Source organism: Nonomuraea sp. SYSU D8015, assembly GCF_008065375.1.
Classification (GTDB): domain Bacteria; phylum Actinomycetota; class Actinomycetes; order Streptosporangiales; family Streptosporangiaceae; genus Nonomuraea.
On record NZ_VJYI01000003.1, the window covers coordinates 69,834 to 87,945 of the forward strand.

Annotated in this window: 14 protein-coding genes; 11 read left to right on the forward strand and 3 right to left on the reverse strand. The window is 69.9% G+C overall.

From position 1 onward, the window contains the following. The first annotated feature begins 417 nt into the window (after positions 1-417). The gene (locus ID574_RS15785; protein ID WP_223166730.1) at positions 418-1,323 is read left to right on the forward strand and encodes an ABC transporter substrate-binding protein; all 906 of its coding nucleotides are present in this window, start codon (positions 418-420) and stop codon (positions 1,321-1,323) included. Positions 1,324-1,343: 20 nt separating this feature from the next. Beyond that, the gene (locus tag ID574_RS15790) at positions 1,344-2,162 is read left to right on the forward strand and encodes an ABC transporter permease (RefSeq protein ID WP_188189659.1); all 819 of its coding nucleotides are present in this window, start codon (positions 1,344-1,346) and stop codon (positions 2,160-2,162) included. A gap of 89 nt (positions 2,163-2,251) precedes the next feature. On the opposite strand, the gene ID574_RS15795 is transcribed toward ID574_RS15790, so the two are convergent. From ID574_RS15795 to ID574_RS15805, 3 genes are all read right to left on the reverse strand, one after another. Then, positions 2,252-7,552, reverse strand: a complete 5,301-nt coding sequence (locus ID574_RS15795) for a type I polyketide synthase (protein WP_188189660.1) — start codon at positions 7,550-7,552, stop codon at positions 2,252-2,254. A gap of 242 nt (positions 7,553-7,794) precedes the next feature. Continuing rightward, a complete protein-coding gene (locus tag ID574_RS15800; protein ID WP_188189661.1) occupies positions 7,795-9,342 on the reverse strand; it encodes a pectate lyase family protein in 1,548 nt (515 codons plus the stop codon). A gap of 332 nt (positions 9,343-9,674) precedes the next feature. Continuing rightward, positions 9,675-10,436: a FadR/GntR family transcriptional regulator gene (locus ID574_RS15805; RefSeq protein ID WP_223166731.1), complete on the reverse strand. Its 762-nt coding sequence runs from the start codon at positions 10,434-10,436 to the stop codon at positions 9,675-9,677. A 139-nt stretch (positions 10,437-10,575) separates the two neighbouring features. On the opposite strand from ID574_RS15805, the gene ID574_RS15810 reads away from it, so the two are divergent. The 9 genes from ID574_RS15810 to ID574_RS15850 all read left to right on the forward strand — a co-directional run bounded on the left by ID574_RS15810 (position 10,576) and on the right by ID574_RS15850 (position 18,057). Next, positions 10,576-11,862, forward strand: a complete 1,287-nt coding sequence (locus ID574_RS15810) for an ABC transporter substrate-binding protein (RefSeq protein ID WP_223166732.1) — start codon at positions 10,576-10,578, stop codon at positions 11,860-11,862. A gap of 69 nt (positions 11,863-11,931) precedes the next feature. Then, the gene (locus tag ID574_RS15815; protein WP_223166733.1) at positions 11,932-12,876 is read left to right on the forward strand and encodes a carbohydrate ABC transporter permease; all 945 of its coding nucleotides are present in this window, start codon (positions 11,932-11,934) and stop codon (positions 12,874-12,876) included. Continuing rightward, positions 12,873-13,688, forward strand: a complete 816-nt coding sequence (locus ID574_RS15820) for a carbohydrate ABC transporter permease (RefSeq protein ID WP_188189664.1) — start codon at positions 12,873-12,875, stop codon at positions 13,686-13,688. The genes ID574_RS15815 and ID574_RS15820 overlap by 4 nt, the downstream gene beginning before the upstream one ends. 5 nt (positions 13,689-13,693) lie before the next feature. Then, complete coding sequence (dgoD, locus tag ID574_RS15825) at positions 13,694-14,842, forward strand: galactonate dehydratase (RefSeq protein WP_188189665.1); 1,149 nt, start codon at positions 13,694-13,696, stop codon at positions 14,840-14,842. Between the two features lie 2 nt (positions 14,843-14,844). Next, positions 14,845-15,468: a bifunctional 4-hydroxy-2-oxoglutarate aldolase/2-dehydro-3-deoxy-phosphogluconate aldolase gene (locus ID574_RS15830; protein ID WP_223166734.1), complete on the forward strand. Its 624-nt coding sequence runs from the start codon at positions 14,845-14,847 to the stop codon at positions 15,466-15,468. A 31-nt stretch (positions 15,469-15,499) separates the two neighbouring features. Beyond that, a complete protein-coding gene (gene manD, locus ID574_RS15835; protein ID WP_188189667.1) occupies positions 15,500-16,729 on the forward strand; it encodes a D-mannonate dehydratase ManD in 1,230 nt (409 codons plus the stop codon). Next, positions 16,719-17,270: a gluconokinase gene (locus tag ID574_RS15840; RefSeq protein WP_188189668.1), complete on the forward strand. Its 552-nt coding sequence runs from the start codon at positions 16,719-16,721 to the stop codon at positions 17,268-17,270. The genes manD and ID574_RS15840 overlap by 11 nt, the downstream gene beginning before the upstream one ends. 144 nt (positions 17,271-17,414) lie before the next feature. Beyond that, positions 17,415-17,777 (forward strand): hypothetical protein, encoded by a 363-nt coding sequence (locus tag ID574_RS15845; RefSeq protein ID WP_188189669.1) that lies wholly within the window; start codon positions 17,415-17,417, stop codon positions 17,775-17,777. 31 nt (positions 17,778-17,808) lie between these two features. Next, positions 17,809-18,057 carry a VOC family protein gene (locus ID574_RS15850; RefSeq protein ID WP_223166735.1) on the forward strand — a complete coding sequence of 83 codons (249 nt, stop codon included), beginning with the start codon at positions 17,809-17,811 and terminating at the stop codon, positions 18,055-18,057. The last annotated feature ends 55 nt before the right edge of the window (positions 18,058-18,112 follow it).

Sequence of the window (18,112 nt, forward strand, 5' to 3'; positions counted from 1 at the left end):
CGGAACGTCCACCGAAACTGCGGGAAACCCCGGACAGCCCAATCATGCGCGCAGCTCTCCATCTGACTGCGGTTTTTACCCAGTCGAACCAGAGTATACGGATTGACAAGAAATGGAAGTCTTGTGTGGCCAGATACCATTTGTTGTAATATTCAGCGCGATTCCATCTGAGGACTCAGGCACCTCGTACGCTGTCCGCGACAGCCGCTCCGCGACATCACCTCACCGATGATCTCCCCGCTCCGCCCCCGGACGTCCTTCGCAGGCCGATCGGCGCCGGCTGAAAGGAAACGGTGCATGAGCAGGCTCACCCGTACTGTCGCCACTCTCGCCTTGACCTGCGCGTTCGTCGTTGGTTGCAGTAATTCTGACAATCAACAGCAGACATCGACTTCTAGCATTAAACCACTAGAAAAGGTGACTTATCTGACCTCATTTGGCAACTTCGGGCGGGACGCGTACGCCTGGGTCGCGAAGGACAAGGGGTTCTTCCGCGAGGCCGGGCTTGACGTGGACATCAAGCCCGGGAGCGGTACGGGCGACAACATCGCGAAGATCGAGGCCGGCGCGGCGATGTTCGCCCCGGTCGACCTCACCGGCCTCCTCCTGGCACGCGGCAACGGCGGAGCCGAGAGCATCGTCGTGGTGGCCGGAATTCAGCAGCGCACCATGGCCGCGCTCATCAGCCTCCAAGGCAACGGGATCGCCAAGCCGAAGGACCTGGAGGGCAAGACACTCGCCGACAGCCCGGGTTCGGTGGTGCGCAATCTCTTCCCCACCTACGCCAAGCTGGCCGGCGTCGACGCGAAGAAGGTCACCTGGGTCAACGGCGCGCCCGCGAACCTCATCGCCCTGCTGGCGAGCGGCACCGTGGCCGGCATCGGTCAGTTCGTGGTGGGCGAGCCGACGGTGGAGGCGGTGGCCAAGGGCAAGCAGGCGGTCGTGCTCCCCTACAGCGACGTGATGAGCGATCTGTACGGCAACGTGCTGGTCACCACGACCAAGATTGCCCAGGAGCAGCCGGACCTGGCCAAGCGCTTCATCGCGGCCCTGATGAAGGGGCTCGTCCACAGCATCGACAACCCGGACGAGACCGGCCGGATCCTCCAGAAGAACGTCCCGGCGTCGGCGGCCGCCCCCGCCGCCGCCGAGCTCACCCTGATGAGTGCTTTCGTCCGGCCGGAAGGCTCCGGCAACGTGGTCGGCACTGTCGACACGAAGCGGGTCGCCGGCAGCATCAAGCTGCTCCAGGACGCCGACGCCATTCCGGCCGGCCTGACTCCCGACCAGCTCGTCAGCGCGGATCTGACGCCGAAGCCCTGACCGGACGAGGAGCAGGTGACATGGCCGAGGCGGGCGGCTCCCGACCGGTGAGACGTGTCGTGCCCCACGGGCGCGCGACGGTCACGGCGGTGGGGTGGCCCGCTCTCGGGCTCGTGGTGGCGATCGGCGGCTGGTGGGCGGTGACCGCGGCGTTCCCCCTCGTCCATCCGGCGGTGCTGCCACCACCCGCCGAGGTCCTGACCGCCTTCCAGGTGAAGTCGGCGGAGCTGCTCGGCGGACTGACCACGACGACGCTGGAGACGATGGCCGGCTTCCTGATCTCCGCGGTCGCCGGAGTGCTGATCGGGCTGCTCCTGGCCGCCTCGCGGGCGGCCGAGCGGATGTTCTCGCCCCTGCTGGTGGCGATCAACGCGGTGCCGAAGATCGCGCTCGGGCCGCTGCTGGTCGTCTCGCTCGGCTGGGGTCAGCGGCCCATCCTGACCATGGTCTTCCTGCTCTCCTTCTTCCCGATCGTGCTCTCCACCGCGACCGGCCTGACCACGACGCCCGCCGAACTCGCCGAACTGGCCCGTTCCCTGGACGCCTCCCGCTGGCAGACCTTCCGCAAGGTACGGCTGCCGGCCGCACTGCCGCACATCTTCGTCGGGCTGAAGGTCGCCATGCCGCTGGCCGCGATCGGCGCTGTGATCGGCGAGTTCCAGGCCGGCGAGGGCGGCCTCGGCTACCAGATCGTCCAATACAGCGGAGTCGCCGACAGCGCCACCGCCTGGGCCGCGATCACCCTGCTGGCGGCGATGAGCGTCGCGCTCTACTCGGCCCTCGTGCTCGTCGAGCGACTGGCGTTGCCCTGGGTGCGGGAAACCACGTCCGAGCGCTGACCGAGCCCGCCCCGGCGGACCGGGGCCTGACGGCACCTCACGCCGGAACCCCATACGGCCGGCGCCCCTGACGCCGGCCGTATGCGCGCTCACCGAAGAAGATCGGTCTGCTCGAGTGCCAGGGCTGCGAGGTCGCCGATCGCGCGGCGCTGCAGGAAGACCGCGACCGGCAGGTTGATCTCCAGGTCGACCGCGATCCGGTTACGCAGCTGGACGGCCATGAGGGAGTCCACCCCCAGACGGTGCAGGCGTTGCGACGCGTCGACCTTCTCCCGTGGGAGCTGGACGATGGCGGCGACCTGCGTGTACAGGTATGCGGTGAGGAGCCGCTCGGCCGTCTCGGCATCCTGCTCGGCCAGCATGCTCCGCGTCAGCTCCGGCTCGGCCGGCTGCTGCGCGGAGCCCTCCTCGATCAGGCCCCGGAAGAGGGAGGACGCCCGCAGGGCGGGGAAGAAGTGCGTCCACGTGCCCGGCTCGAACGACATGACCCCGGCCTGGGCGGGCGGGTCGGCGAGCAGGCGCCCGAGGGCCGTCAGGGCGTCGGACGGAGCGAAGCCGGCGAAGCCGCGCTCGTCCAGGCGGAGGTCCTTGTTCGCCTTGGCCACCTGTCCGGTGCCGGCCCACTGCCCCCAGTTGAGGCTGAGGGCGGGCAGCCCGCACGCCCGCCGGTGCCAGGCCAGCCCGTCCTGGTAGGCGTTGGCGGCGGAGTAGTTGCCCTGCCCGGGTGAGCCGATGAGGGAGGCCGCCGAGGAGTAGAGGAGGAAGAAGTCGAGCGGCAGGTGCCGGGTGAGCTCGTGCAGATTCCACGACCCGTCGACCTTCGGGGGCATCGGGGCGGAGAACCGGGCGCGATCGAGCTGGGCCAGCGTCCCGTCGTCGAGGACGACGGCGGAGTTGACGACACCGCGGAGGGGCGGCATCCGCCGGGCGATCTCGTTCAGGAGCTCGCCCAGCTGGTCCCGGGAGGTGATGTCCGCCTTGGCGATGTGGATCTCCACGCCGCCGGCCGTCAGCGCCGCGATCCGGTCGGCGGCCTCGGGGGCCGGGCCGCTCCGCCCGACCAGAACGAGATGGCGGGCGCCGTGCTGGACCAGCCATTCCGCGGTGAGCAGCCCCACGCCGCCGAAACCGCCGGCGACCAGGTAGGTGGCGTCGGGGCGGACGGGGATCGGCCGCTCGGACGGCAACTGCCGGCCGCGCAGCCGGGCGGCGTATCTGCGGCCGGCGCGCAGCGTGATCTCGGTCTCCGCTCCGTCCGCCGTGATCTCGGCGCTCAGTGCGCCGAGCGTGGCGGCATCGAGGGCGGCCGGGAGGTCGATCATGGAGCACCGCAGCTCGGGGTGCTCGTACGGGATCACCCGGCCGAGCCCCCACAGGGCCGTCTGCTCGGGGTCGACATCACCGGTCCCGAGCGGGGCCTGGGCGGCGGTGGTGACCAGCCAGAGACGAGGCGCGCTCTGGTCGCTGTCCGCCAGGGCCTTCACCAAGGCCAGCACGTCGAAGCAGCCCTCCAGCGTCCGCGTACCCGATCTCGGCACGTGCACCACGGCCTTGGGAGGCCATGCCCCGCCGGCGGACTGGTCTTTGATGAGCTTCTTCCAGTCGTCTTCGGAGGACGGATCCAGGACGCACCGGTCAGGGCCGACTCTGCGGTAGGCGTCACCCGGCTGGACGAGCAGGGCCTCGCCACCGAGCCGGGCGCACACCTCGGCGCCCAGCGGCGAGTCGGCGACCACCAGCCAGCGCGCCGCCTCCGGCGCCGCCTCGGGGAGCGGTTCCAGGGCCGTCCACTCGATGCCGTACAGCAGTTTCCGCGCTCGCTGCTCGACGACCTCCGGCAGGTCGGACGACAGGCGCCGGAGCTGGAAGCCGGTGATCGCGGCGATCAGCCGGCCGGTGTCGTCGGTGATGACGACATCGCCTTCGACCAGGTCCTTCTCGTCAGGCGGCGAGGAGCGTACCGCATGGGACCGCAGCGGCCTTCCCACCTCCGGCCGCCCGTACAGGCGACAGGTGCCGGTCCGCACCGGCAGGTACGTGTCCTCGGCGACGCCGGTCGTGTCGAGCAGGGTCATGAGCGGCTGGAGAGCCGAGTCCAGCAGCGCCGGGTGGAGCAGGTGGCGCCCGAGCCCGGTCCTGATGCCGTCGTGCACGAACAGCTCGGCGACGACGACCCGGTCCGACCGATGGAGCGCCGCCACGCCTTGGAAGGGCCCGAACTGCTCGATGCCGCGACGCCGGGAGGCGGCATAGTGCGCGGCCACGTCCACCTGTTCGGGACAGGAGGCCAGGTCGGGTACGGCGACCGCGGGGGCGGGGCACGGGCGCAGCTGTGCCGTGGCGACCTCGGCCCACCCCGTGGCCTCGCCGCCGGAGGAGGCCGCGTCGGCGGCGAAGACGGTCAGGCGGCGGCTCTCGTGGTCTCCGGCGGCGTCCAGGCGGACCTGGACGCGCTGGGCGGTCTCGGCGGTCAGGAACAGGGCGCGCTCCAGCCGCAGGTCTTCCACCTGGAAAGGCCGTTCGCCGTAGGCCGCCAGGCCGGCTGCCAGCGCGAGCTCGTGGTAGGCCGCCCCGGGGAAAACCGGCATCCCGTGCACCCGGTGCTCGACGAGATACGGCAGCCGGTCGAGGCCGAGGTCGAAGTCCCACACGAGCTGGTCGCCGGGCGCCAGGCGGAGGGCCTCCCCCATGATCGGGTGCCCGGAACCGCCCCGTTTCGCCGTGGCCGCACCGGGGGTCTTCCAGTACCGCTCGTGCTGCCAGGGGTAGGAGGGCAGGCCGACCTCGTGCGTGCCGTACGGCTGAATCCGCCCGAAGTCCACGCGACGGCCGGTGACGTACAACCCGGCGACCGCCTCGAGCAGCGCGGTACGGCCGGGCACGTCGCGGGCGAGTACGGTGACGGCCACCCCGTCCTCGCCGACGTGGCGCAGGTTCTGCTGCACCGCGCGGGCCAGCAGGGGGTTGGGGCTGAATTCGACGAAGGTGTCGAACCCGGTCTCGGCGAGCTGCTGCACGGCGTCCGCGAACAGCACCGGCTCACGGAGATTGTCCACCCAGTACGCCGCGTCCATCTCCGGCCCGCTCAGGAACTGGGCGGTGACCGTCGAGAACAGCGGCACCGTCCCGGCCTGCGGGCGCAGCGGCGACATGAGCTCCAGCAACGGCTCGCGCAGCGGATCCATCTGAGGGCTGTGCGAGGCGATGTCCACCTGCACCCGGCGGCCGAAGACGCCCTGGGCTTCCAGGTCGCGGAGGATGACGTCGATCGTCTCCGGGTCTCCCGCGAGGACGGTCGAGGTGGGCGCGTTGCTCACCGCCACGCTGACCCGCCCGCCGTACGCGGCCACGAGCTCCTCCGCGCGCCCGGCCGACAGCTCGACGGCGGCCATGGCGCCGCGGCCGCTGGTGGTGCGGATCAGCCGGCTGCGGCCGCAGATGATCCGCGCCGCGTCGTCGAGGTCGAGCACGCCGGCCACGTGAGCGGCGGCGACCTCCCCCATGGAGTGCCCGATCACCGCGTCGGGCTCGAAGCCCCACGAGCGCCACAGGCGGGCGAGCGCCACCTGCACCGCGAAGATCGCCGGCTGGACCACGTCGATCTCGTCGAGCCGCGACGTCTGCCGGTCGGCGGTGAGCTCGGCGATCAGGGACCAGTCGGCGTACGGCCACATGGCGCGGTCGCACTCGGCGATGGCCGCCGCGAAGACGGGCTCGGTGTCGAGCAGGTCGCGGCCCATGCCGATCCACTGCGCCCCCTGGCCGGGGAACACCCATGCGGTCCGGTGCCGCGTCTCGTCGGTCTCGCCGGTGTGCGTGCCGTCGGCGTGGCCGCCGGTGACAAAGGCGGCCAGCTTGTCGGCGGCGTCCCTCGGCGTGTCCGCGACGACCGCGAGCCGCAGATCATGATGGCTGCGCCGTACGCCTGCCGCGGCCCCCACCCGCTCCAGAGACGTCCCCGGCGAGCTGAGCAGATCGCGGTAGCGCTCGGCGAGGGCGGTGAGCGCCTTCGGCGAGCGCGCGGACAGCGGCAGCAGCACCGCGCGGTCCGCGTTCCCCTCAGCGGCCTGCGCCGCCGGCGGCGCCTCCTCCAGCACGACGTGGACGTTGGTTCCGGCGATGCCGAAACTGCTCACGCCGGCGCGCCGCGGGCCGTCCTGCTCCGGCCACACCTGGCCGCGGTCGCACACCCGCACCCCGATCGTGTCCCAGGGGATGGCGGGGTTGGGCGTCTCGAAGTTGAGGCTCGCGGGCAGCCAGCCGTGCTTGAGGCACAGCACGGTCTTGATGAGACCGGTGACGCCGGCCGCCCCCTCGGTGTGGCCGAGATTGGTCTTGACGGATCCCACCAGCAGAGGAAATCCCGACGGCCTCCCCTGCCCGAGGACCGCCTCCAGCGCGGCGATCTCGACGGGGTCCCCCACGCTCGTCCCGGTGCCGTGCGCCTCCACGTAGGCGACGCTCGCCGGGTCGACCCCGGCGTTGCGGTACGCCGCCTCCAGCCCCGCACGCTGACCGGGGATCTGCGGGGCCATGAAGCTCTCGCCGTGCCCGTCGTTGCTGGCGGCCACGCCACGGATCACCGCATGGACGCGGTCGCCGTCCGCCAGCGCACGGGTGAGGGTCTTCAGCACCACGACCCCCGCCCCTTCGCTGCGTACGTAGCCGTCGGCGCGAGCGTCGAACGCCTTGCACTGCCCGTCGAGAGCCATCATCGAGCCCTGCGAGAATCCGACGGCGTGGTCCGGCGTGAGGATCGCGTTCACCCCGCCGGCGAAGGCGATGTCGCACGACCCGGCGCGCAGCGACTGCACCGCGAGGTCGATGGCGACCAGGGAGGACGAGCACGCCGCGTCCAAGGCCACGCTCAGACCGGTCAGGTTCAGGGCATAGGAGATGCGGCCCGCGTTGCCGCCACGGGTGCTGCCCCCCACCGTGTGGACGTCCAGCTCCTCCACGGCGCCGGACTGGAGATCCCAGTAGTCACTGGTGATGACCCCCATGAACACCGCGCCGGTCATGCCGGGCATCTGCTCCAGCGTGAGACCGGCATCCTCGAAGGCCTCCCAGGCCACCTCCATCGCCATGCGCTGCTGCGGATCCATCCGCGCGGCCTCACGCGGCGAGATGCCGAAGAACTCCGCGTCGAACTCGTCGATGCCCGGGACGAATCCCCCATACCGGGAGGACAGCTTCCCCGGCGTGCCGGGAGCCGGGTCGTAGAACTCATCCACCGGGAACCGGTCCGAGGGGATCTCGGATATCACGTTGGCGCCGCGGCACAGCAGGTCCCACAGCTCCCCGGGCGAATCGGCCCCCGGCAGGCGGCAGGCCATCCCGACCACGGCGATGGGTTCATGCGGGGATGGAGTTTCACGGATCGAGGTCATGGCAGCTCGGGCCCCCCTTTTTTGACGATTTCTGCACTGAGCCGGCGGAATTCCGGCCGTGCGATGCGGCGCGGGCAGCCTGACAGTCGCGTCTTGGGGATGACTTGTAGATGCCTTGTTCGACAGGCCGGGGCAGGGGGCCGAGAATCCCCGGCCGTTCCAGGCCGAGGGGCGGGGACCGTCAGTCTGACGGTCCCCGCCCCTGTACCGGCTGATCGGTGGCGGTCGGTGGGGCCGGTCGGCTACCCGGCGTAGGTTTCGAATTCGGCGACCTTCGGCGTGGCGGTCGAGCCGGTGATCCTGAAGGTGATCTTGCTCAGCGAGGTCGGGGCGAAGGTGATGGTGCCCGCTCCGCTGCCGGATTTCAGGACCGCACCGGTGCCGGCGTTGATGACCTGCCAGGAGCCGATGCCGCCTACGGAACCTGACGCCTCACGGATGATGATCCTCGACACCGTCGTGGCGGAGCCCCACTTGATCGAGATGTCACCGGTCGAGCCGGCCGGCGACCAGTACGTGCTCATGTTGCCGTCCCGCACGTTGCCGTAGCTCGTCCCGTCGGCCTTGCTGGAGCCGTCGGAGCCGGCCCCGATGCTGAGGTTGGTCCCGCTGGTGGGACTGGTGGTCGGTGTGGGGCTCGTCGTCGGTGTAGGGCTGGTGGTCGGTGTGGCTGTCGGCGTCTGCGGCGAGCAGTTGCCGTTCGACACCTGCATGCCCTTGTTGGCGCCTGCCGTCTGGCTGACGATGCCCGGCACGCAGGCGGCTCCGTCGAGGCTGTAGGAGTACGGGACGCTGACGGTGGTGTTGGACTGCGGGTCGGGGCCGGCCGGGTAGTTGTCGCTGCCGGGGCTGGACCAGGTCACGTTGTCGAAGATGTTGCCGCCGACCTGCCAGTAGCCGCGCTCGCTGGTGTAGAAGGTGCCGAGGACGTCCTTGGAGTTCTTGAAGTAGTTGTTCTCCACCTTGGCGCGAGCCCCGGCCCGGGAGTTGATGCCGGACTCGTTGAGGCTCACATAGGAGTTGTTGTAGATGTGAGCGATGCCGCCACGCAGCAGGGGCGTACGGGAGTCGATGTTCTCGTACAGGTTGTGGTGGAACGTGATGAAGCCGTTCGTGAGATCGCTCTCACTGGACCCGATGAGGCCGCCGCGGCCGGAGTTGCGGAGAATGCTGTAGGAAAGCGTCACGTACTGGGTGTTGTTCTTCATGTCGAAGAGGCCGTCGAACCCCTCCGACTCCCCGCCCGAGGCCTCCAGGGTGACGTGATCGACCCACACGTTGCGGACGTCGCTCTCCATGGAGATGGCGTCACCGCCGTTGGACGTGGGCGAGCCCGACTTCTTGACGTTCCGGACGGTCACGTTCTGGATGATGATGTTGCGGGCCTCGCGGATGTGGATGCCCAGCTGGTCGAAGACGGCCCCGTTGCCGACGCCGATGATCGTGACGTTGCTGATCTGCTTGAGTTCGATCACGCCGTCGGCGGTGTTGCAGCTCGCGCCCGACACCTTGCTGGTGTTGCCGTGATTGATGGTCCCCTCGACCTCGATGGTGATGGGGGTGCTGCTGCTGGCCCGGCCGCACAGGGCCGCATGGATCGCGGTCCCCGTGGTGGCCCTCACCGTCTGCCCGCCCGCACCGCCGGTGGTCCCACCGTTGGCGGTCGCGTAACCGGTGGCGCTGCCGGACGCCGCCGACGCCTGGATCGCCGGCAAAACCACGCCGGCCGCGGCCGCGACGGCCGCCGTAGCCAGCGCCGCCTGGAGTCGTAATGCGGCTGCTCGTCTCATGCTCGTCTCACTTTCGTCGTCGGATGCCGGGCCTCTCTTCGTGCTGCCGCCATGACAAAAGGGGGCCTCGAGAGCCGTACGCCTAAAAGGTCTTCTCTGCCGACACTGAGACGGAAAGCGCTTACCAGTCACTCGGACCATAGAGGCGGCCGTCAAATGGCGTCAATGGTGAGGGCGAAAGCTGCAACAAAGCTGCACACGTACGCGAAATCAGCATGGTGTTTGCAGACCAAAACGCATCCGTCCAGGCCAATGGAGGCGGCGGCGCGTCATTCGGAAATGCGATCCACAAAATCCATCGTGGGGATATCGACGGATGAACGACGGATCAGTCAGGCGTCGCCCGGCTCGGCGCCCCGCTCCCACATCGACTTCATCTCGGCGAACCCCTGCTCCATGATCCCCACCATGGCCTCCCTGGCCCGCCCGCCGTCGCGCCGCTGGATCGCCTGAGCCACATCGGTGTGCAGCTGCAGCGCCTGCTCGTCCGGGTAGTGGGGCATCAGGTGGTAGTGGTGCCGGCCGGCGAGCACCTCGGCGACGATCAGTTGCAGTTTCGCGAACATCTCGTTGCCGGAGGCGGCCAGCACGCGCCGGTGGAAGTCGATGTCCAGGGTGAGGAAGCGGGCCTCGTCGCCCGCCTTCCCGGCGGCCCACATCTTGGCCGCGACCGCGACCAGCTCGCTCGCCTCGTCGTCGCCGATCCGCTCGGCGGCCAGCCAGGCGGCGTGCGGCTCGATCGCGGTCCGCAGCTCGGTGATCGAACGCAGCTGCGCCATCCGCCCGTCCGAGGCGAGCCTCCAGCGGATCACCTGCGGATCGAAGACGCTCCACATCTCGGCGGGCTGGATCATGATCCCGACCCGGCGCCGGGTCTCGATGAGCCCCATGGACGCGAGCACCCGCAGCACCTCGCGGATCACCGAGCGGGAGACCTGATAGCGGTCGACGAGGTCCTCGATGCTCAGGACGGAGCCGGCGGCCACGTCACCGCTGCATATGGCGGTGCCGAGGTGGTCGAGGACGCGTGCGTGCAGCCCGGCCTCGGCGGGGGCGTGCTGGGTGGGTGCGCCCCCTGGGGCGGACTGATTCACGCCACAGAGCATATCAGTTGAAGACCAACCCTTGAATAAGTCAGCTTTTTTGCCCTAGCATCCCGGCATTAAGCAGATGTTACGAGAGTGTGTGGCGCTCTACCGGGGGGCGGCGGCCATGACAGAAGGGAGAGACGACGTGCGACGTCGAGCGATATTCGGTACGTCTCTGGCCGTGGTTGCCGCCATGGGCCTGTCCGCCTGTGGCGGTGGCGGCGACGGCGGCGCGTCCACGACGGTCCGGGTCACCCTGGCCAACCACGTGTGGACGGAGAACATCAAGCAGGCCCTGCCCGAGTTCGAGAAGCAGACCGGCCTCAAGGTCGAGGTCACCCAGCTCGGCGAGGACCAGCTCTCCGACCAGTACAACGTCAAGCTGAACGCCGGCTCGGCCGACATCGACGTGATGATGTACCGCCCTCTGCAGGAGGGGCGGCTCTTCGCCAAGAACAAGTACCTGGCCGACCTGTCGGAGCAGGTGAAGTCCAACCAGAACTGGGATGTCGGCGACTTCCAGGCCGGCCCGGTGGAGGCCACCACGTACGAGGGCAAGCCGGTCGGTGTCCCGATCATCACCGAGCAGGAGGTCCTCTACTACCGCAAGGACCTGCTCGCCAAGGCCGGCCTGGACGCGCCACCGAAGACCCTCGACGAGCTCAAGGCCGCCGCCGCCAAGATCAAGGCGGCCGAGCCGGACGTCGCCGGCTTCGTCGCCCGCACCGGCAAGTCCCCGGCGGTCACCCAGTTCTCCAGCTTCCTCTACAGCTTCGGCGGCGACTTCGTCGACGGCGGCGGCAAGGCCGCGGTCAACAGCGAAGCGGCCAAGCAGGCGTACGCCTACTACGGCGGGCTGATCAAGGACTCCGGCCCGGCGAACGTCAGCACCGACATGGGCTGGCCCGAGGCGATGGCGATCTTCACCCAGGGCAAGGCCGCCTTCTACACCGAGGCCAACTCGCTCTACAAGAACGCCACCGACCCGGCGAAGTCCAAGGTCTCGGACCAGGTCGGCTTCGCGCCGTTCCCGGCCGGCCCGGCCGGTTCGAAGCCGTACAACATCCCGTCGTGGGCGCTGGGCATCAACTCCAGCTCGGAGAACCAGGGCAACGCCTGGAAGTTCATCGAGTGGGCCACCGGCAAGGAGCAGACGCTCGCCCAGCAGAAGTCCGGCGTGCCGGGCGCGCGCAGCTCCGTCTGGGCCAACCCGGAGGGCACCTCCACCTTCCCGAAGGACCTGGTGGAGGCCATCGCGGCCAGCACCAAGGTCGGGGTGGGCCATGACCGGCCGCTGGTCGTGAAGGTTGCCGAGGCCCGCGAGATCGTCGGCCAGCCGATCGTCGACGCGATCACCGGCAAGGACGCCGCGGCGGCCGCCGACGCGGCCAACGCCGCTTTCCAGAAGTTCCTGGACGACGAGGCCAAGTAGGCGGCGCAGGCGGGTGGCGGGCTCGATCGCCCGCCGCCCGCGTACCCGCAGGCCACCACTGGAGACCTCATGGCTACGATCACCACCACCAAGGCGCCGGACAGCGCCCCCACCGCCCCCGAAACGCCCGGCTGGGTACGCTGGGTCAACGACCACCGCAAATGGCTCTTCGCCGCGCCCGCGATGACCTTCGTCGCCGCGCTGCTGGTGTTCCCCCTGGCCTGGACGGGCTACCTCAGCCTGACCGACGCCGAGGGATCCGTCCGAGCGGAGAGCGAGTTCGTGGGCATCCAGAACTACCTCGACGTCCTGACGGACACCGAACGGTTCTGGCCCGCGGTCGGGCGGACCGCCGCGTTCACCGTCGTCGCGCTGCTGTTCGAGGTGGTCCTCGGGATGGCGATCGCGCTGCTGCTCTGGCGGCCGTTCAAAGGGGAGAGGTGGGTCCGGGTCGCCATCCTGATGCCGCTGGTCGCCACCCCGGTCGCGGTCGGCATGATGTGGCGGCTCATCTTCGACCCGAACATCGGCCTGGCCAACCAGGTCCTCGGCTGGTTCGGCATCGGGCCGCAGCCGTGGCTGGCCGGCCAGCACTCGGCCCTGCCCACCACGATCTTCATCGACGTGTGGCAGTGGACGCCGATGGTGGTGCTGATCCTGCTCGCCGGGCTCACCTCTCTGTCGGAGGAGCCGCAGGAGGCGGCGCGGATCGACGGCGCCAGCACCTGGCAGCGTTTCCGGCACGTCACCCTGCCGCTGCTGATGCCCACGCTGACCGTGGCGATCCTGCTGCGCGGCATCGACGCGCTGAAGACCTTCGACATCCTCTACGCCACGAAGGGCCGCGGCGGCGGTTCGTTCCACGAGGTGGAGACGCTGAACGTGTACGCCTACGGCCTCAGCTTCGACTACAACGAGTACGGCGTCTCCTCCACCGTCCTCATCCTCTTCTTCCTGATCATCATCGGGGCGATGTGGGCCCTGACCGCCCGGCGCAAGGAGGCGCAGCGATGAAGCCCCGTCCCGCGTACCAGGTGTTCCGGGTGGTGGCGCTCGCCGTCGTGGTGCTGTCACTGCTCGCGCCGCTGCTCTGGATGATCGCCGCGTCGTTCAAGACCAACGTCGACATCTACGACACGGGCAAGGCGCTGGTCTTCTCCCCCACCGTGGACAACTACGCCAAAGTGCTCCAGCAGGCGAACTACGTCGAGTTCATCGGCAACAGCCTCTGGGTGGCCTTCGCCGCGACCGTGGCGTCGCTGATCCTCGGCGTGCCGGCCGCGTACTCGATGAGCCGGTTCAACATGAAGAAGTCCGCGCTGGTGGTGCTGATGGCCCGGGTCATCCCCGGCGTCTCGCTGCTGGTGCCCTGGTTCTACGTCTTCTCCAACCTGAAGATGGTCGGCGGCTTCGGGGTGCTGATCGTCAGCCACATGTTCGTCTCGCTGCCGCTGGTGGTCTACATCATGATGGGCTACTTCGACAGCCTGCCCGAGGAGCTGGAGGAGGCGGCACTGGTCGACGGCCTGACCCACATCGGCGCGTTCCGCCGCATCACCCTGCCGCTGTCCGTGCCGGGCATCGCCACCGCCGGAATCCTGTCCTTCATCTTCTCCTGGAACAACTTCATGTTCGCGCTCGTGCTCTCCGACGCGGACACCAAGACCCTGCCCGTGGCGATCTTCGACTTCGTCGGCTACGCCAGCATCGACTGGGGCGGCCTGATGGCCGCGGCCACCGTGGTCACCGTACCCATCATGGTGATCGCCCTGTTCGTCCAGAAGTACGTGGTCTCCGGCCTCACCGCCGGCGCGACAAAGGGCTGACCGGCATGACGACCATCGCGCGCATCGAGACCTTCCTCGTCGCCCCCCGCTGGCTCTTCGTCCGGGTGGAGACCGGCTCCGGCATCGTCGGCTGGGGCGAGGCCACCTGCGAGGGGCGCTCCGAGACCGTCCGCGCCGCCATCGACCAGCTCGCCGAGCTGCTGATCGGCCGGGACGCGCTGCGCATCGAGGACCACTGGCAGGTGCTGACCAAGGGCTCGTTCTACCGGGGCGGCCCGATCCTGGCGAGCGCCGTGGCGGGCCTGGACCAGGCCCTCTGGGACATCGCCGGCAAGCACTTCGGCGCCCCCGTGCACCAGCTGCTCGGCGGCCCGGTCCGGGACCGGATCCGGGTGTACGGCTGGGTCGGCGGCGACGAGCCCGGCGAGGTGCGCGACCACATCGCCGCCCAGGTCGAGGCCGGGCTGACGGCGGTGAAGATGAACGCCTCCGGCAGGATGAGCCCGGTCGCCTCGGTCGCCGAGCTGAACGGCGTGGTCGCCCGGGTGGCCGCCGCCCGCGAGGTGCTCGGCGACGACCGCGACGTCGCCGTCGACTTCCACGGGCGGTTCACCCTGGCCAACGCCCGCCGGGTGGCGCCGCTGCTGGAGCCGTACCGGCCGCTGTTCCTGGAGGAGCCGGTCGTCCCGGAGAACTCCCACCTCATCGGCGAGTTCGTCCGCTCGACCACCATCCCGGTGTCGACCGGGGAGCGGCTCTACAGCCGGCAGGAGTTCCTGCCCGTCTTCCAGGCCGGCATCGCGGTCGCCCAGCCGGACCTCTCGCACGCCGGCGGCATCACCGAGGTACGCAAGATCGCCACGCTCGCCGAGGTGTACGACGTGCAGCTCGCCCCGCACTGCCCGCTCGGCCCGATCGCCCTCGCGGCCTGCCTGCAGGTCGGCTTCGCCACGCCGAACTACCTGATCCAGGAGCAGAGCATCGGCATCCACTACAACCGCGGCGCCGAGGTGCTCGACTACTGCCTCGACAAGACCCCGCTCACGTTCGTGGACGGACACGTCGAGCGGCTCACCGCGCCCGGTCTGGGCATCGAGGTCGACGACCAGGCGGTCCGCTCCGCCGGCAAAAGAGGACACGCCTGGCGCAGCCCCGTCTGGCGGCACCAGGACGGCTCCTACGCGGAATGGTGACCATGACCCTCGACCTCACCGCCGCACTGGCCGCCACCCGGCTCCTGGCGATCGTCCGCGGCACCGACACCGCCGCCGCCATCGCCACCGGCACCGCGCTGCTCGCCGAAGGCGTCCGCGTGGTGGAGGTGGCCCTGACCATGCCCGGCGCGCTCGATGCCATCGCGGCGATCCGGGCGGCCGCCCCGGCCGGCTCGCTGGTCGGCGCCGGCACCGTGCTCACCCCGGCCGCCGTCGCCGACGTGGCCGCGGCCGGCGCGCAGTTCGTCGTCACCCCCGCCGTCGTCGACTCCATCGGCGAGGCGGCCCGCCGAGGGCTCCCGGTCGCCGCCGGGGCGCTCACCCCGACGGAGGCGTACACCGCGGTCCGGATGGGCGCCGCCGCCGTGAAGCTCTTCCCGGCCTCGCTGGGCGGGCCGACGTATCTGAAGGCGCTGCGCGACCCGTTCCCGGACATCCCGTTCGTCGCGGTCGGCGGGGTGGGCCTGGCCGAGTTGCCCGGCTACCTCGCCGCCGGCGCGCTCGCCGTCGGCGTCGGAGGGCCGCTGATCGGCGACGCCGCGTCCGGCGGTGACCTGAACGCCTTGAGGGAGCGGGCCCGCGCCTACCTCGCCGCGACGTCATGACCCCGGCACCACCTGTGAGAAAGGCACCTGCGTGAAGATCATCGCCGCGGACGTCATCGTCACCAGCCCCGACCGCAACTTCGTCACCCTCAAGATCACGACGGACGAGGGGATCACCGGGCTGGGGGACGGCACCCTCAACGGGCGCGAGCTGGCGGTCGCGTCGTACCTGGCCGACCACGTCGTCCCCCTGCTGATCGGGCGGGACCCGCATCGCATCGAGGACACCTGGCAGTTCCTCTACCGCTCGGCGTACTGGCGGCGCGGGCCCGTCACCATGGCCGCCATCGCGGCCGTGGACGTGGCGCTGTGGGACATCAAGGCCAAGGCCGCCGGGATGCCGCTCTACCAGCTGCTCGGCGGAGCCTCCCGGAACGGGATCATGGCGTACGGGCACGCCTCCGGCCGGGACCTGCCGGAGCTGTTCGACTCGATCCGCAAGCACCTGGAGATGGGCTACCGGTCGATCCGGGTGCAGACCTCCGTCCCCGGCATCAACGCCGTGTACGGCGTGGCCGCCCAGCCCAGCGTCGACGGCAAGCGGTACGACTACGAGCCGGCCCAGCGCACCGCGCTGCCCGCCGAAGAGGACTGGGACACCCGCGCCTACCTGCGCCATCTGCCCAGTGTCTTCGAGGCGGTGCGCAACGAGTTCGGCCCCGAGCTGCCGCTGCTGCACGACGGGCACCACCGGATGACCCCCATCCAGGCCGCCAGGCTCGGCAAGGCCCTCGAGCCGTACGACCTGTTCTGGCTGGAGGACTGCACGCCGGCCGAGAACCAGGAGGCGCTGCGCCTGGTCCGGCAGCACACCACCATCCCGCTGGCCATCGGCGAGGTCTTCAACACCGTGTGGGACTACCAGACCCTGATCCGCGAACAGCTCATCGACTACGTCCGGTCCGCCGTCACCCACACTGGGGGGATCACGGCCATGCGGAAGCTGCTCGACTACGCCGCCCAGTACCAGATCAAGTCCGGCATCCACGGCCCGACCGACATCTCGCCGATCGGCATGGCCGCCGCCCTGCACCTGGACCTGGCGATCCACAACTTCGGCATCCAGGAGTACATGCAGCACGGCCAGGCGACCGACGAGGTGTTCCGGCAGTCGTTCAGCTTCGCCGACGGCTACCTGCACCCCGGTGAGCTGCCGGGGCTCGGAGTGGAGCTCGACGAAAAGGCCGCGGCGCGGTTCCCGTACCAACCGGCGTACCTGCCGTTCAACCGGCTCAAGGACGGCACCGTCCATGACTGGTGAGCTCCGGACCACCCGGCACATCGTGGTGATGGGCGTGTCGGGCGCGGGCAAGACGACCCTGGCCCGCAGGATCAGCGAGCTGACCGGGCTGCGGTTCGCCGAGGCGGACGAGTTCCACCCGGAGGCGAACGTGGCGCGGATGCGCGCCGGCATCCCGCTGGACGACGCGGACCGCTGGCCCTGGCTGCGCGACCTGGCCGCCTGGATGGCCGCCCGGCACGCCGAGGGCGTCTCCACGGTGCTGGCCTGCTCGGCGCTCAAGCGCTCCTACCGGGACGTGCTCCGGCAGGGGCCGCCGGACGTGGAGTTCGTCCACCTGGACGGGGCCGCGGAGCTGATCCGCGAGCGGATGATCCGCCGCACCGGCCACTACATGTCGGCGAGCCTGCTCGACTCGCAGCGGGCGATCCTGGAGCCCCTCGGCCCGGAGGAGTCCGGGATGGTGCTGGAGGTGGCGCTGTCGCTGGAGGAGCTGGTGGCGGCCGTGAGCGCCCGGCTCGGCCTGCCACCCGCACTCGATGTCCATGTGGATGTGCTCTGACCTGCGGTTTCGTTTGTCCAACAGGGCGAGCGCCACTTTGGACGACCTCTGGACAAAGATCCCTTGGCCGGCCGGAAAGCCGCGTGCCAGCATGACGACCGGAGCGCGCGCCACGAACGGAATCACCACTCCGGAAGGAACCCGATGCGAGTCCTCGCCCTGCTGACTGCGGGCACCATGTTCTTCACCGCCGCCCCGCTGACCGCGCAGGCCGCCACCACCGGCTCGGCCGCCGCCTGGCCCTCCTGTGTGAAAGCCACCCGCACCAAGCTGAACAACGACGGCTGGTCGGATCCCAAGTGGCAGGTCCGGGTGGCCAACCACTGCTCTCGCCGGATCAAGTACGCGATCGTGCGCGACCGGCAGTCCGACTTCGGCTATGTGGAGGTCGCCCCAGATAAGACCAGCTTCCGCAACATCGGCAAGTACTCCTTCGGGCACAGCGCGTCCGAGCCCGACGGCGTGAAGATCTACTACCGGGGCACCCGCTACACGAAGCGCTTCTGAGGCAACCGGCACAGGCCACCATCGCGGGCCCTTGAGCATGCTGCCCGTCACCAGGCGGAGCCCCCACCCGGATGGGCAGAACGCTAACACGTACTTCAAGTCCCACTACGTACGGACGCCGGGTGGGGCCCTGTTCGAGCTGGCGGTCACCGACGACGAGGGCGGCTGGGACTGCGACGAGCCGGCCGAGGAGCTCGGCAAGAACTTCATGCTGCCGCCGCAGTCCGAAAGCGAGCGGGAGAGCATCCTCGCGCGCCTGGAGCCGGTGACGACCGACTGACCTCCGTGCTCATGGCGTCCCTCACGACGTGACGGCGCGGGGCGCCGTGAGCACC

Coding starts and splice junctions, on each gene's coding strand:
- ID574_RS15830 (WP_223166734.1), top strand. CDS start 14,845: ATGACCCTCGACCTCACCGCCGCACTGGCCGCCACCCGGCTCCTGGCG.
- ID574_RS15845 (WP_188189669.1), top strand. CDS start 17,415: ATGCGAGTCCTCGCCCTGCTGACTGCGGGCACCATGTTCTTCACCGCC.
- ID574_RS15840 (WP_188189668.1), top strand. CDS start 16,719: ATGACTGGTGAGCTCCGGACCACCCGGCACATCGTGGTGATGGGCGTG.
- ID574_RS15790 (WP_188189659.1), top strand. CDS start 1,344: ATGGCCGAGGCGGGCGGCTCCCGACCGGTGAGACGTGTCGTGCCCCAC.
- ID574_RS15820 (WP_188189664.1), top strand. CDS start 12,873: ATGAAGCCCCGTCCCGCGTACCAGGTGTTCCGGGTGGTGGCGCTCGCC.
- ID574_RS15815 (WP_223166733.1), top strand. CDS start 11,932: ATGGCTACGATCACCACCACCAAGGCGCCGGACAGCGCCCCCACCGCC.
- ID574_RS15800 (WP_188189661.1), bottom strand. CDS start 9,342: ATGAGACGAGCAGCCGCATTACGACTCCAGGCGGCGCTGGCTACGGCG.
- ID574_RS15795 (WP_188189660.1), bottom strand. CDS start 7,552: ATGACCTCGATCCGTGAAACTCCATCCCCGCATGAACCCATCGCCGTG.
- dgoD (WP_188189665.1), top strand. CDS start 13,694: ATGACGACCATCGCGCGCATCGAGACCTTCCTCGTCGCCCCCCGCTGG.